Consider the following 14,817-nt stretch of genomic DNA (forward strand, 5'->3'; position numbering starts at 1 on the left):
ATCGCTCCCTGCAATCCCGATGCCTTCAGCCCAGGTTCAGCTTGGGGCCACACCGAGCCGTCAAAATAACGCGTCTATGACGTGGACCCATCTAGCCGCCCATCCATCGACTATCGAGGTCGCACCATGAAGAAATGTCGACTGCCTGGCCTGTTGTTCCTGGCCCAGGCCACCACCGCGCTGGCCGCCGAAACGCCGGCCGCCGATGCCCGAGGCTTCTGGTACGCGCAGACCAGCGTCTACACGCGGCACTTTTCGCCCGATCCAGACCACAACAACAACCAGGACCTGATCGGCCTGGAGCGCAATGAAGCGTCAGGGTTCGTGTATGGCGGGGCGACCTTTCGCAACTCGTTCAGCCAACGCTCGTACTACGCCTATGCAGGCAAACGTTATGACATGAGCGACTATCCGCTGTACCTGAAGGTCACCGGCGGAGCGATCCAGGGCTATCGCGGCAAATACCGCGACAAGATCCCGTTGAACCGTTTCGGCGTCGCGCCGGTGATCATTCCGTCCGTGGGCACCCATTACGGGCCGGTGGCGGCGGAGTTGGTGCTGTTGGGGTTCAATGCAGCGATGGTGACGACCGGCGTACGCTTTTAAGGGCGCGGCGCGTAGGCAAATACGTCGGCGCGCATCTGGTGCGCGTCCATACCGGCGTTGACCAGCGCATCCAGGGTGCCGTAGATCATCGCCGGTGAACCGCTGGCGTAGACGTGCACGGCCTTCAGGTCGGCAATGTCTTCACACACCGCTTCATGCAGCAAGCCGCAACGCCCTTCCCAACCGCACAGGTCGCTGACCACTTTGTGCAGGAACAGGTTGGGCAGTTGCTGCCACTGACCCCAGTGTTCGATCGAGTAGAAGTCTTCCGGGCGACGCACGCCCCAGTACAAGTGCACCGGGTGCTTGAAGCCAGAGGCGCGGCAATGTTCGATCAGGCTGTGCATCTGGGCCATGCCGGTGCCGGCGGCGATCAACACCAGCGGGCCGTCGGGCAGCTCGGCCAGATGAGTGTCGCCAAACGGCATCTCGATACGCGCTATCCGATCACGTTGCAGCTGCTTGAGCAGGTTGCGGGCGCTGTCTTCGCGCGCCAGCACATGCAGCTCCAGCTCTCGCCCGGCATGGGGTGCAGACGCCAGGGAAAATGCGGATTTCTCGCCATTGTCCCGTTCGATCATCAGGTATTGCCCGGCGTGGTAACGCACCGTCTTGCCGGCAGGGGCCAGCAGGCGCACGCGCCACACATCGCCCCCCACCTCAACGCACTCACTCAATTGGCACGACAACTTGCGCAACGGCAGCTCTCCCGGCGCCAGCACGCCATCCCACAACACGATGCAATCTTCCAGCGGTTCGGCGATGCAGGTGTAGAACTCACCGTGGTCGCGCATTTCGCCGGCTTGTTGCACCCGGCCTTCGACCAGCAGTGCAGCGCACACGTGGCACACGCCGTTGCGACAAGCCTGGGGGCAGTCGTAGCCCAGGCGGCGCGCGCCCTCAAGGATTCGCTCGCCGGGGACCAGCTCCAGTACTGCGCCGGAAGGTTGCAGGGTTACACGCATCAATCTATTCCCAATTCTTTCCAGATCGCATCGACGCGTGCGGTCACGGCTTCATCCTTGACGATCACCCGGCCCCACTCGCGAGTCGTTTCACCCGGCCACTTGTGGGTGGCATCCAGGCCCATTTTCGAACCCAGGCCCGACACCGGCGAGGCGAAGTCGAGGTAGTCGATCGGCGTGTTATCGATCATCACCGTGTCGCGCTTGGGGTCCATGCGCGTGGTGATGGCCCAGATTACGTCGTTCCAGTCCCGGGCGTTTATGTCGTCGTCGGTGACGATAACGAACTTGGTGTACATGAACTGTCGCAAAAACGACCACACACCCAGCATTACCCGCTTGGCATGGCCTGGGTACGACTTCTTCATGGTCACGATGGCCATGCGGTACGAGCAACCTTCCGGCGGCAGGTAGAAATCGGTGATTTCCGGGAATTGCTTCTGCAGGATCGGCACGAACACTTCGTTGAGCGCCACGCCCAGGATGGCTGGCTCATCCGGCGGCCGGCCGGTGTAGGTGCTGTGGTAGATCGGTTTGATCCGGTGAGTGATGCGCTCGACGGTGAACACCGGGAAGCTGTCGACTTCGTTGTAGTAGCCGGTGTGGTCGCCGTAAGGACCTTCGTCGGCCATCTCGCCGGGGTGAATCACGCCTTCGAGGATGATTTCAGCGGTGGCAGGCACTTGCAGGTCGTTGCCACGGCATTTCACCAGTTCGGTACGGTTGCCGCGCAACAGGCCGGCAAAGGCGTATTCGGACAGGCTGTCAGGCACCGGAGTGACGGCACCGAGGATGGTAGCCGGGTCGGCGCCCAGGGCCACCGAGACCGGAAACGGCTGGCCGGGGTGTTTTTCGCACCATTCACGGAAGTCCAGGGCGCCGCCGCGGTGACTCAGCCAACGCATGATCACCTTGTTGCGACCGATCACTTGCTGGCGGTAGATACCGAGGTTCTGGCGGTCCTTGTTCGGACCTTTGGTGACGGTCAGGCCCCAGGTGATCAGCGGGCCAACGTCGCCAGGCCAGCACGTCTGTACCGGCAGCATGGCCAGGTCGACATCGTCGCCTTCGATGACCACCTCCTGGCACACCGCGTCCTTGACCACCTTGGGGGCCATGGCAATGATCTTGCGGAAGATCGGCAGCTTCGACCACGCATCCTTCAAGCCCTTGGGCGGCTCCGGCTCCTTGAGGAAAGCCAGCAGCTTGCCGATCTCGCGCAGTTCGCTGACCGACTCGGCGCCCATGCCAAAGGCCACGCGCTCGGGAGTGCCGAACAGGTTGCCGAGCACCGGGATATCAAAACCGGTCGGTTTTTCGAACAGCAGCGCCGGGCCCTTGTTGCGCAAGGTGCGGTCGCAAATCTCAGTCATTTCCAGCACCGGGGAAATCGGCATCTGGATACGTTTCAACTCTCCGCGCTGCTCAAGTTGCTGCACGAAATCCCGAAGATCCTTGAATTTCATTAACCATGCCACCCGTAAAATAGGCGTACATCCTACCTGCTCTGAGGCGCGCTGACAGCTTATTGCACGTCTTTGCGACTTAGGTCCAACCTGACAGATGCCTGGCGCAAGGTATTGAAGAACGGCTCAAGAAAGCTCCCCACAAACCGCGTGCCCACGATGGAAAGGTGGTTGTCATCGGTGTAGAGCGCCTGGCCTGCAAACTCGACTCGGCACCAGCCGCTGGCATCGCACAGCTTTGGTGCCGGGTCCAGCACTTGAACCCCTGGGTCTGCCGCCGCGATGTTCGCAAAGACCGTGTTGATATAGGCTTGTCGGTTCAGGTGCTCGGCCAATGGCAAGCCTTCCTTGTCGGTGGGGCGCCCCATCATCGCCAGGCGGCTGAGGCGATAAGGCACGTTGAAGTCCTGCAATGGCACTTCCTTGACCAACCAGACACGGTGGCCACTGGCACGCAGTTGCCGCACCAAGGCGCTGACCCCTTCAGTGAACAGCTTTTCGGCAATGGCACGGTCATACTTGCCCGTCACCGGATCATGAATGGAAGCGCCCGTATCGCCGGAGTGCTGCCCATATACGTATAGGCTCCAGCGCGCCACCAACATCACATCACTGATGGGTTCGCGCGCGAGTAACTGCGTAACGCGTTCGTTGAACGCTGCGCACCCTGGCGTGTTTTCTTTTCGGTAAAAGGGCAGGCAGCCTGCGTAGCCAGCCTGCGTAATACTGAAGTGTTCGCTGCGCGCGGTGTCGTCCAACGCAGGGGTCAGGGCTGTGGCGTGGCTATCGCCCCAGACCAGAGCCCGCGCGGGACCTGTTTGGACACCGTAATGGCAAAACTCGGGATGCTTGTTTTTCTTGTCATCGGCCAGGCACTTCATCAATGTCGGGCTCCAGGTGCGCGCCTGGGCAAATTGCAATGCCTGGGGTGACAAGCGCTGCGCAAACCCATCTGTCCACACCAGGCTCTTACCCAACAGGCCGAGGCTGATGAGCACAATCAAGCCCGTGGCCAACATCGACCGATTGCTCGGCAACAGACGCCGTTCGCGAAACGGCCCCTCGACAAACCGCCAGGACCCATACCCCAATACCAGGCTCAGGACACACAACACCGCAAGCATCCACGGCGCCAGGCCAAAGACACCGGCGTACTTGCCAAAGACCAGCACCGGCCAATGCCACAAGTACCACGAATAGGAAATCAGCCCGATGCCCACCAGCACACGGCTGCTCAGCACCTGCCCTACCAGCGTGGTGTGTTGGCCATTGGCCCAGATCAGGCCCACCACCCCCAATACGGGTAACAGGGCGGCGGCCCCTGGGAACGCGGTGCTTTCGTCATATCCCACGATCGCTATCAGGACCAGGCCCAGCCCGAGCAGGCTGACAAGCTGTGCCAGCATCGGACTTGTACGCCGGGTACCCGCCGGCATTACGGCCAGCATTGAGCCTGCCAACAGTTCCCAGGCCCGCATGGGCAGGAGGAAAAAGGCTTTCTCCGGCTGACGGGAGACCGCCCACACACTCGCCGCAAAGGACACCAGCAACAACACAAACAAGGCACTGCGCCAGTGTTTCAAGCGGCTCGACAGCACCACCAGCAAGAGTGGAAACAGGATATAGAACTGCTCTTCAACCGATAGCGACCACGTGTGCAGCATGGGCTTCATATCGGAAGCCGATTCGAAGTAGCCGTCCTGACGCATGAAGAACAGGTTGGAGATAAAAATGACTTGGTTGGATATCGAACGGCCCAGCTCTGAATAGTCTTTAGGCGCCAGCAGAAACCAGCCAACCACCAGTGACAAGAACATCATCACAATCAACGCCGGCAGGATACGCCGGGCCCGTCGCGCCCAGAAATCCACGAAACTGAAACGCCCGGCTTCGCGCTCACGCCAGATGATCGATGTGATCAGGAAGCCTGAAATCACGAAGAACACATCAACGCCGACAAAACCGCCAGTAACGCCAGGCACCCCAAAATGAAACAGCACAACGGCAAGGACTGCGATGGCACGCAAGCCATCAATGTCCCGTCGGTAAGCAAGAGCGGTCATAAATCAACTGTCAGCCAGATACGGATGGGGATAAGCGTAGACACACTTATCTTTTTTGTTTCTTAACTGACACTCATCACGCTCAAACCTCCCTTTCTCGACACAAAAAAAATGGCGCCCCGGGGGGCGCCATTCTTTAGGACCTGAAACGTCGTATTACTTACGTTTCATCGACAGGAAGAACTCGTCGTTGGTCTTGGTGGTTTTCAACTTGTCGATCAGGAACTCGATGGCGGCGACTTCGTCCATCGGGTGCAGCAGCTTGCGCAGGATCCACATGCGCTGCAGTTCGTCGTCGGCGGTCAGCAACTCTTCGCGGCGGGTGCCGGAACGGTTGATATTGATCGCAGGGAACACGCGTTTTTCCGCGATGCGACGGTCCAGGGGCAGTTCCATGTTGCCAGTACCCTTGAACTCTTCGTAGATCACTTCGTCCATCTTCGAGCCGGTTTCAACCAGCGCGGTGGCGATGATGGTCAGCGAACCGCCTTCTTCGATGTTCCGCGCGGCACCGAAGAAACGTTTCGGTTTCTCCAGGGCGTGGGCATCGACACCACCGGTCAATACCTTGCCGGAGCTAGGGATCACGGTGTTGTAGGCACGGGCCAGGCGGGTAATGGAATCGAGCAGGATCACCACGTCCTTCTTGTGTTCGACCAGGCGTTTGGCCTTCTCGATCACCATCTCGGCAACCTGCACGTGGCGGGTCGGTGGCTCATCGAACGTGGAGGCAACCACTTCGCCGCGCACGGTGCGCTGCATTTCGGTCACTTCTTCCGGACGCTCATCGATCAGCAGCACGATCAGATGAACTTCAGGGTTGTTACGCGCGATGTTCGCTGCAATGTTCTGCAGCATGATGGTCTTACCGGCTTTCGGCGGTGCAACGATCAGGCCACGCTGGCCTTTGCCGATCGGGGCACACAGGTCGATCACACGACCGGTCAGGTCTTCGGTGGAACCATTACCGGCTTCCATCTTCATGCGCACGGTCGGAAACAGCGGAGTCAGGTTCTCGAAGAGAATCTTGTTCTTCGCGTTCTCCGGGCGATCGAAGTTGATCGTGTCGACCTTGAGCAGGGCGAAATAACGCTCGCCTTCCTTCGGAGGGCGAATCTTGCCAACGATGGTGTCACCGGTGCGCAAGTTGAAGCGACGAATCTGGCTCGGCGAGACGTAGATGTCGTCAGGGCCGGCCAGATAGGAAGCGTCTGCAGAGCGGAGGAAGCCGAAGCCGTCCTGGAGAATCTCCAGCACGCCATCACCGGAGATTTCCTCGCCGCTTTTCGCGTGCTTTTTGAGCAGGGAGAAAATCACGTCCTGCTTGCGCGAACGGGCCATATTTTCTATGCCCATTTCTTCGGCCAATTGGAGCAGGTCGGTAATCGGCTTTTGCTTGAGTTCAGTCAGATTCATATAGGAATGACGTAATCATTTATGGAGGGGGAAATTAAGCTTTTGGCTTAATGAGGCCGCGCCGCAGAGAAGGCGACAGGATCGCGTACTAATCGAAAAGGAATGCGTCGGCGACGGCTTGCAGGGGGCAGTGGAGAAACCAGTGCGGGGCCGAATGTACCACCTGAGTTTAGGAGCGTCTAGCCCTGTTTTACGAAAAAGCCCCGCAATTCGCGGGGCCTTTTGACGACGCTTAGATGTTGACGTCGAGGAAAGCTTCCAGCTGGGACTTCGACAGCGCCCCGACCTTGGTGGCTTCGACGTTGCCATTTTTGAAAAGCATCAACGTAGGGATACCACGCACGCCGTGCTTGGCTGGGGTTTCCTGGTTTTCGTCGATGTTCAGCTTGGCAATGGTCAGCTTGCCTTTGTACTTTTCGTTTTGGGAAATATCGTCCAGAACCGGAGCGATCATCTTGCATGGACCGCACCATTCAGCCCAGTAGTCGACCAATACAGCGCCTTCGGCCTTGAGTACGTCAGCTTCGAAGCTAGCGTCGCTAACATGTTTGATAAGATCGCTGCTCATGGAAGTCTCCAGATTGTAAGCAAAAAAACGTTGCCCATCATAGCCGCCCTTCCCCGGTTCAGGAAGCCGCCTCTGATTGAGTCTTGCTATGGTGGCACATGAGTCAGGGTATCGCTCAATCATGGCGTAACCGGCGTTACAAAAACAATGCCAGTGCGCAACGCCGCATTACGCACGTGTTCCTGCATGGTTTTCTGGGCCGTCGCACTGGCGCGCCGGGCCAGGGCACGCAGGATCTTGCGGTGTTCCTGCCAGGTTTCCATAGCACGCTCCGGCCGGATGAACGGTAGCTTCTGGCTTTCCAGAAACACCTCGGCACTGGCACTCAGAATGCTCACCATCGCCTGGTTACCGCTGGCCAGCAGGATGCGCTGGTGGAATTCGAAGTCCAGCCGCGCGGCCGACTCGAAGTCTCCAGCCTTGAGCACCTTGCGCATTGCCTCGACATTGTCCTCCAGGCTGTCCAGTTCATCGATGGTCAATGTCACCGCGGCCAACCCCGCCGCGAATCCTTCAAGGGCATAGCGTAATTGGAAGATATCCAGCGGCGTGGCCTGCGCCGCGAAAGGCCAGGCAAACCCAGGCGCCTCCTCCGTCGCCTGTACAAATACGCCCTTGCCCGGCTGTACGCTGACTACGCCCAAGGCACTCAGGGACGATAACGCCTCACGCAGCGACGCCCGGCTCACGCCCAACCGCACCGCCAGGTCACGTTGGGACGGCAACACATCGCCCGGCCCGAAGCCTTGCTCCTTGATCAGTTTGCGGATGGCCTGCAGGGCCGCTTCCGGTACGGCTTGGGCGATGGAATTCATAGAAAACTCGAGGTTTCAGACAACTGAACGGCTAGTTGTAAAGCTATTCACGGCCGACGGCAAGCCACGCCCCAAAGGGGCTCGCCAGGTTTTACCGGCGCTCGAAAAAGGTGCGAAAAGCGCAAGCACTGTTCAGACCAGTAAGACCACCGCACCTCAACAAATCCCAGCCTTGCAGACGATCCAGGCCGTACTGGCATGGGCTGTGCACTGAGCAAATCCAGAAAATCCCTTCGCCCCTCCCGGAGAGTTGCCATGACCAAGCGCTACAGCGCCCTGCTCACTGCCCTGTTTGCCAGCCTGATGCTGAGCCAGGCACCCGCCCAGGCCAATGGTCTGGACGATATCGTCGCCCGTGGCACCCTCAAGGTCGCCGTGCCTCAGGACTTCCCGCCATTCGGCTCGGTCGGCCCGGACATGAAGCCTCGCGGCCTGGACATCGACACCGCCAAGCTGCTGGCCGACCAACTCAAGGTCAAGCTGGAACTGACCCCGGTCAACAGCACCAACCGCATCCCGTTCCTCACCACCGGCAAGGTCGACCTGGTGATCTCGAGCCTGGGCAAGAACCCCGAGCGGGAAAAAGTCATCGACTTCTCCAACGCTTATGCACCTTTCTACCTGGCCGTGTTCGGCCCGCCTGACGCGGCCATCAGCAGCACCGACGACCTCAAGGGCAAGACCATCAGCGTAACCCGTGGCGCCATCGAAGACATCGAGCTGACCGCCGTAGCGCCCAAGGAAGCCACCATCAAGCGCTTTGAGGACAATAACTCGACCATCGCCGCCTACCTGGCAGGCCAGGTCGACCTGATCGCCAGCGGCAACGTCGTGATGGTTGCGATCAGCGAGCGCAACCCGAAACGCGTACCGGCGCTGAAAGTGAAGCTCAAGGACTCGCCGGTGTACGTCGGCGTGAACAAGAACGAGCCAGCGCTGCTGGAGAAGGTCAACCAGATCCTGGTCGCAGCCAAGGCCGATGGCAGCCTGGAAAAAAACGCGATGCACTGGCTTAAAGAGCCGCTGCCCGCCGATCTTTGATACGACGGAGCTGACTGATGGCGTATCAATTTGACTTTGTGCCGGTGCTGGCCAATACCGACTTGCTGCTACGCGGCGCGCTGTTCACCCTTGAGCTGACGGCCATCGGCGCGATCCTGGGGGTGGCGCTGGGCACCGTCGGTGCTGTGGTGCGGGCGTGGAAGATCCAGCCATTCGCCTGGTGCTTCGGCGTGTATGTCGAGTTGATCCGCAACACGCCGTTCCTGGTGCAGCTGTTTTTCATTTTCTTCGGCCTGCCATCCCTGGGGCTGAAGATCACCGAATGGCAAGCCGCTGTATTGGCGATGGTCATCAACCTGGGGGCCTACTCCACGGAGATCATCCGTGCTGGTATCCAGGCCATCCCGCGCGGGCAACTGGAAGCCGCCGCCGCGCTGGCAATGACGCGTTTCGAGGCGTTCCGCCATGTGGTCCTGCTGCCGGCGCTGGGCAAGGTGTGGCCGGCCCTGAGCAGCCAGATCATCATCGTGATGCTCGGCTCGGCGGTGTGTTCGCAGATCGCCACTGAAGAATTGAGCTTTGCCGCCAACTTTATCCAGTCACGCAATTTCCGTGCATTTGAAACCTACGCCCTGACCACACTGGTGTACCTGTGCATGGCACTGATGATTCGCCAATTGCTCAACTGGATTGGCCGGCGCTTTGTGATGAGGAACAGCCGATGAGTGATTTTTCCTTCTGGGACATCGTGCGCAACCTGCTCACCGGCCTGCAATGGACCCTGTTGCTGTCGCTGGTGGCCTTTATCGGCGGCGGCCTGATCGGCTTGCTGGTGATGACCCTGCGCATCAGCAGCAAAGCCTTCCCGCGCAACGTTGCCCGCACCTACATCGAACTGTTCCAGGGCACACCGTTGTTGATGCAGCTGTTTCTGGTGTTCTTCGGCATCGCCCTGCTCGGGGTGGATATCTCGCCGTGGCTGGCGGCGGCGATTGCCCTGACGCTGTTTACCAGCGCCTACCTCGCCGAAATCTGGCGTGGCTGCGTCGACGCCATCGCCCATGGGCAATGGGAGGCCTCGGCCAGCCTGGCCCTCAATCCGCTCGAGCAACTGCGCTATGTGATCCTGCCCCAGGCCCTGCGCATCGCCGTGGCACCTACCGTGGGCTTCTCGGTGCAGGTGGTCAAAGGCACCGCCGTCACCTCGATCATCGGCTTCACCGAACTGACCAAGACCGGCGGCATGCTCGCCAACGCCACCTTCGAGCCTTTTATGGTCTACGGCCTGGTGGCCCTCGGTTACTTCCTGCTCTGCTACCCCTTGTCCCTCAGTGCGCGCTACCTGGAAAGGAGACTGCATGCCTCTGCTTAGAATTTCCGCCCTGCATAAGTATTACGGCGATCACCACGTACTCAAGGGCATCGACCTGACGGTTGAAGAAGGCCAGGTGGTAGCGATCATCGGCCGCAGCGGCTCGGGCAAATCCACCTTGCTGCGCACCCTCAATGGCCTGGAGTCGATCAACGACGGCGTCATTGAAGTCGACGGCGAATACCTCGACGCCGCCCGCGCCGACCTGCGCAGCCTGCGACAGAAAGTCGGCATGGTGTTCCAGCAGTTCAACCTGTTCCCGCACCTGACGGTGGGCGAAAACGTCATGCTCGCACCGCAGGTGGTGCAGAAAGTGCCCAAGGCCAGGGCGGCACAATTGGCAAAGCAGATGCTGGAACGCGTCGGGTTGGGCGAGAAGTTCGACGCCTTCCCCGATCGCCTGTCTGGCGGCCAGCAGCAGCGCGTTGCCATCGCCCGCGCACTGGCGATGTCGCCCAAGGTGCTGCTGTGCGATGAAATCACCTCGGCCCTGGACCCTGAGCTGGTCAATGAAGTGCTCAGCGTGGTGCGTCAACTGGCCAAGGACGGCATGACGTTGATCATGGTGACCCACGAAATGCGCTTCGCTCGCGAGGTCGGCGACAAGCTGGTGTTCATGCACCAAGGCAAGGTGCATGAAGTGGGCGACCCCAAGGTGTTGTTCGCCAACCCGAAAACGCCGGAGCTCGCCAACTTTATCGGCTCAGTGGAACAGCCGGGCTGATCAGCTCGAAACGGCCCAGGCCCTCCAGCACGCTTTGATCGCGCACATGCAAGGCGTCCGAGGGCAGTTCGGGGTCGATATCGACCTGGGCCGTCAATCGTTTTCCCGCTGCTCCAGCAACCAGGGTCCGGCCCGGCAAGAACTGCCCGCTGGCGGTCTCGCCGGGCAGATGTGCCAGCTCCCACCCCACGGCGCGCCCATCCACTTGGGCGTGCCTGAGGGTCAGCCGCAAGTGCCCCTCACGGCCAAACCGAAAACCTTGCCCATCGGCGGCGCCGGTAAATCGCAATGCCATGGCCGACGGCTCTGCGCAGAGTACGTTCAAGTGCACTGTGCGCGTACCCAGCGCAACGGAGGGGCTTTCTACCGTGGCCTCACGGCGAATCACACCGTAGTCGATACGCGACTGGCTGATGGACAGCCGGCAGTTTTCAGCCCGTGCGCCCTGGGCGAGTAATAGCGCGCAGCACAGCACCAAGCCCATGCCGTTGAACTTAGCGGCCATTGCACACCGCCGATGCTGTCTCATAGAACTTGTCATTGTCGGTCTGGCTCTCCAAGGTAAGACTCAGCAGGCAAGAGGAGGAACCCGGCAGTGAAACCCGCAGGTGTTGGGAGTCGTTGACGTCGTTCAGGAAAATCATGCCCTCCCCCACTACATTGGTCAGGAAGCGGTTGTCCTTGCCGAATACCGAAGCGCCCTGAGGCAATGGCCTGCCCTGTTGATCGCGGGCGGTGAGCAACACGCGGCGTACTTTCACCACATCGAATGCCACGCGGTTGACCGACCCACGGCCCGCAGCGAGCACCTGTGTGCCATTTTTCAAGTCAACGCGCTTTGGCAAGGACTGGGTCTGCACTTCGATGCGGCTGTTGGTGTAGGCGGGCAAGCCTGGGATCACGGCCTGACCGCTGAAGTCGGTCCACACCGGACCGTTCGGGGTGTCGATTTTCGCCGAACCGATGTCACCGACCGAGACGATGCCAAACGTGTCCTGCACAGCATGGGGAGAGAATGTAAGCCCGCCTTCGTGGGCCACCATGCCGCCTTGCAACTGCCCTGAATAGTGGGTTCCCAGAGGATCGCGACTGACACCCAGGCCGACTCGGGTATACCGTGGCATCAAGTCCACCTGGCCGCGAACCGCCTGCTCCCGGTTACTGAGATCGCGCTCGACACCCACCTCGTAGTTCACATATTCATTGACCCGCTCACTGAGCGCCATGCCCGCACGAGACTGATCCCCACGGCGGCTGATATAGCTGTTCACACGACGCTCCCCGCCCAGAGGTATGCTGACCTGCAACCGCACGGACAGGTCATTGGCCTGTGCCGTATCGCGTCGGCGGCCATCCAGCGTGTTGTCCCGGCGCGACCGGGTGCCGCCTACCTGCGAGTCGGCGACCAATGCGACATCAGCGTGACTGAACGACTTGTTCCATGCAGCGAACACGTGTTCCGCCGTTTGCCCATCCACTTGAGCACTGTGGGTATAGCCCAGTGAGAACGCCCCCAAGGTAGGATCGACCCAGCTCACGCCGGCGGTGTACTGGTTCTTGAAACGCGAATCCAGCTCATCGGCGCTGGTCGAACGGCCCGCCTCCAGCACTTCGCGATACCCTCGGGTCTGTGTGGTTGCGCTGAGGTTGAGGTCCATGTTGGCGTATACCGGGCTGCTCACGGACACGCTGCTGCGTGACCCGGACACCGCATTGCGGCTGTCCCGCGACACGTTATGACGCGCGCCAATGGAAACCCGCTGGAAAAACACGCTGCTCAGGGTGCCACCTGCCGACCAGTATTCATCGGTGTTCAACAAGCCGAACCCCGCCGAGGAATCACGCCCCAGGCCCCAGGTGCCGCTGCCCATGGCGACGACGGGCGAAGGCACCTCCTCAAACGCACTTTCACGCACCTTGCCCAGGCTGAAGTAATAGCCAGGGCGCGCCGGGGCAGCCCCCGCAAAGGACGCCGCCGGCACCACGAAGCTGCGAGTGGCGCCGCGCACATCGATGACGCTGACCTCCAGGTCGCTGGTGCCATTGAGCAATGGCAGGCCCGTCAGCCGGAAAGGGCCTTCGGGCACCAGTGTGCTGTGAATCAATACGCCGGACTGGCGCACTTCGATCCGCGACTGGCTCTGGGCCAGCCCTTCGACCACGGCATTGTTGCTGCCCGCCGGCACCCGCGATTGACCGTCGGGGGAAAACTGCACACCCGACAACTGAATACCGCCAAACAGCGGGTTGTTGCTGGAGAGCTGGCCCACCTGGAACGTCGACTGCAACGCGGCTATATCCCGCTGGGCGTAGGCATACAGGTGCTCGGTACGGGCCTGGCCGTTATCCGACACATAGAATTGGCGACTGCGCACAATCCAATCGCCGAGATTGAAGCCCGCCTCGGTGTACGCCGAAACGAACCGATTGGGTTCACCGCGCGAATGGCTGTCGAAGCCCTGCACGTCATAGTTGAACAACGCCGCCGCACCGCCTCGGGAAAAATGCCCCGCTTCCCATTGCGGCTCACGTAACGACTGGGTCGGCACCACCAGCGCCACTTCGTCGATGCCGGGTCGCAGCCGTACCATGGTGGTCGGGAAAGCGCCGAGGAAATCGTGGCAAGCCTGCTCCGCGGTGACGCCTTCACGGACGATCCCGTCGGGTTTGACCAACCCGGCACGCTCCAGCAACCCCGGGGTGAAGCACAATTGGCCTTGCTGATCGAACCGCGCATCCACCAACCCGAGCGGACTTCCATTCACCCGCAACCCCACCACCTGGACACCTTCGCGAAAACGCGCCGCCGTGTGGAAGTAGTCGGAGACCTTCGGATCGATACCGTGTGTGGTCAGTGCGGCAAGGTCGAACCCCTCGCCCAGCTCCAACGCGGGGACGAGGCCTGGCAGGCTCCATAGCGTCGCCACCCCCACGAGCAGCGTAGGCCGGCAGGGCCGAGAGCACGCAGCGAAGGTGTAACTCGACAGGTTTGTCATGAACCGATCAACCCCCTTCGGCATTGATCGTGGCCCGGTAGCTATCCACCGAAAACCCGTAGACCGTGGCAGGCTGAATCTCGACCTCAATCAAGCCGCCCAGGGGCGCCTCGACCTTCGCCACGAGCGCCTCTCCCGGCAAGATATAAGTACGTGGCAACGTGGCCACGGCCCGCTGTGGAAGTAAGTGCACCTCCGGTGCCAGGCGCACCACATACGCACTGTCGTTATGCACCGTAAGGCGCTCGCCTTCCCGACGCCACTTGAGCAACTCCCATGGCGCGTCATGCCGGGGCAGGCCTTGTGGGTGCAGAATCAGCGGCAGGTTCTGGCGAAGGGTGATACCGATGGTCGCACCGCCTGCAGCGCGTGCCTGGGGAATGCCCTCGAAGGACACGCGTTTTAGCCGTTGCGTCTTCAATGGCTCCTTCAGGGTGCTGATAAACCGCACAAGTTGCGTATCGCCGGCTTCCACGCGAGTGATGGGCGGCGTGACAATTAATAACGGTTCCTGGTCCTCTGGCACGTTTTCAACCACCGAATGAAGCAGGGCTGGCGCCGCATCGGTATTCTTGATGTTAATCGTGGCCTCGCCCTGCTCCTCATAAAGTACAACCACCGTAGTTTCCGGCAACATGCCATCCGCCACGGCGGCACCGACAAAACAAAGACACAAACTTATACATAACAGCCGCACACTATGTATTACTGAAAGACTTAACACTCAGCGCTCCCCAGGACTTTAAAGTTGACGTTTTACGGCCAGGCGACCACATAAAAACAGCCGACAAAAAACACTGGGTTTCTTGTCGGCTGTATTTCAG

Annotated in this window: 14 protein-coding genes; 5 read left to right on the top strand and 9 right to left on the bottom strand. The window is 60.3% G+C overall.

Translation table 11 applies throughout. The features are described from left to right. Positions 1 to 126 precede the first annotated feature (126 nt). Entirely contained in the window at positions 127 to 606 is a 480-nt protein-coding gene (locus AB4O05_RS03500) for a sn-glycerol-3-phosphate transporter (RefSeq protein WP_460133013.1), read from the top strand. Here AB4O05_RS03500 and AB4O05_RS03505 read toward each other — a convergent pair. The 6 genes from AB4O05_RS03505 to AB4O05_RS03530 form a co-directional block, all read right to left on the bottom strand. Further along, positions 603 to 1,571, bottom strand: coding sequence for a CDP-6-deoxy-delta-3,4-glucoseen reductase (locus AB4O05_RS03505; protein ID WP_460133011.1), 969 nt, complete (start codon positions 1,569 to 1,571; stop codon positions 603 to 605). The genes AB4O05_RS03500 and AB4O05_RS03505 overlap by 4 nt on opposite strands. Then, positions 1,571 to 3,037: a 4-hydroxy-3-polyprenylbenzoate decarboxylase gene (ubiD, locus tag AB4O05_RS03510; RefSeq protein WP_116626930.1), complete on the bottom strand. Its 1,467-nt coding sequence runs from the start codon at positions 3,035 to 3,037 to the stop codon at positions 1,571 to 1,573. Before ubiD ends, AB4O05_RS03505 begins: the two co-directional genes overlap by 1 nt. 59 nt (positions 3,038 to 3,096) lie before the next feature. Further along, the gene (locus AB4O05_RS03515) at positions 3,097 to 5,100 is read right to left on the bottom strand and encodes an acyltransferase family protein (RefSeq protein WP_460164836.1); all 2,004 of its coding nucleotides are present in this window, start codon (positions 5,098 to 5,100) and stop codon (positions 3,097 to 3,099) included. A 156-nt stretch (positions 5,101 to 5,256) separates the two neighbouring features. After that, a complete protein-coding gene (gene rho, locus AB4O05_RS03520) occupies positions 5,257 to 6,516 on the bottom strand; it encodes a transcription termination factor Rho (protein ID WP_003176825.1) in 1,260 nt (419 codons plus the stop codon). Between the two features lie 232 nt (positions 6,517 to 6,748). Beyond that, positions 6,749 to 7,084 carry a thioredoxin TrxA gene (gene trxA / locus AB4O05_RS03525; RefSeq protein WP_460133009.1) on the bottom strand — a complete coding sequence of 112 codons (336 nt, stop codon included), beginning with the start codon at positions 7,082 to 7,084 and terminating at the stop codon, positions 6,749 to 6,751. A 119-nt stretch (positions 7,085 to 7,203) separates the two neighbouring features. Then, the gene (locus AB4O05_RS03530) at positions 7,204 to 7,899 is read right to left on the bottom strand and encodes a FadR/GntR family transcriptional regulator (RefSeq protein ID WP_460133007.1); all 696 of its coding nucleotides are present in this window, start codon (positions 7,897 to 7,899) and stop codon (positions 7,204 to 7,206) included. Between the two features lie 255 nt (positions 7,900 to 8,154). On the opposite strand from AB4O05_RS03530, the gene AB4O05_RS03535 reads away from it, so the two are divergent. Genes AB4O05_RS03535 through AB4O05_RS03550 form a run of 4 tightly spaced genes read left to right on the top strand, consistent with a single transcriptional unit; the run spans position 8,155 to position 10,997 of the window. After that, on the top strand, positions 8,155 to 8,940 hold the full coding sequence (locus tag AB4O05_RS03535) for a transporter substrate-binding domain-containing protein (protein ID WP_460133004.1): 786 nt from the start codon (positions 8,155 to 8,157) through the stop codon (positions 8,938 to 8,940). Between the two features lie 17 nt (positions 8,941 to 8,957). Next, positions 8,958 to 9,626, top strand: coding sequence for an amino acid ABC transporter permease (locus AB4O05_RS03540; protein WP_010207407.1), 669 nt, complete (start codon positions 8,958 to 8,960; stop codon positions 9,624 to 9,626). Further along, positions 9,623 to 10,273, top strand: coding sequence for an amino acid ABC transporter permease (locus tag AB4O05_RS03545; protein ID WP_460133002.1), 651 nt, complete (start codon positions 9,623 to 9,625; stop codon positions 10,271 to 10,273). The genes AB4O05_RS03540 and AB4O05_RS03545 overlap by 4 nt, the downstream gene beginning before the upstream one ends. Next, entirely contained in the window at positions 10,260 to 10,997 is a 738-nt protein-coding gene (locus tag AB4O05_RS03550; protein WP_460133000.1) for an amino acid ABC transporter ATP-binding protein, read from the top strand. Before AB4O05_RS03545 ends, AB4O05_RS03550 begins: the two co-directional genes overlap by 14 nt. Here the strand turns inward: AB4O05_RS03550 and AB4O05_RS03555 are convergent. From AB4O05_RS03555 to AB4O05_RS03565, 3 genes are read right to left on the bottom strand one after another with little or no spacing between them, the layout of a single operon-like run. After that, the gene (locus AB4O05_RS03555; protein WP_460132997.1) at positions 10,969 to 11,502 is read right to left on the bottom strand and encodes a DUF1120 domain-containing protein; all 534 of its coding nucleotides are present in this window, start codon (positions 11,500 to 11,502) and stop codon (positions 10,969 to 10,971) included. The genes AB4O05_RS03550 and AB4O05_RS03555 overlap by 29 nt on opposite strands. Next, positions 11,492 to 13,993, bottom strand: a complete 2,502-nt coding sequence (locus AB4O05_RS03560; RefSeq protein WP_460132995.1) for a fimbria/pilus outer membrane usher protein — start codon at positions 13,991 to 13,993, stop codon at positions 11,492 to 11,494. Before AB4O05_RS03560 ends, AB4O05_RS03555 begins: the two co-directional genes overlap by 11 nt. Positions 13,994 to 14,000: 7 nt before the next feature. Continuing rightward, positions 14,001 to 14,690 (bottom strand): fimbria/pilus chaperone family protein, encoded by a 690-nt coding sequence (locus tag AB4O05_RS03565; RefSeq protein ID WP_460137685.1) that lies wholly within the window; start codon positions 14,688 to 14,690, stop codon positions 14,001 to 14,003. Positions 14,691 to 14,817: the final 127 nt, after the last annotated feature.

The organism is Pseudomonas sp. S1_G07 (genome assembly GCF_054668565.1).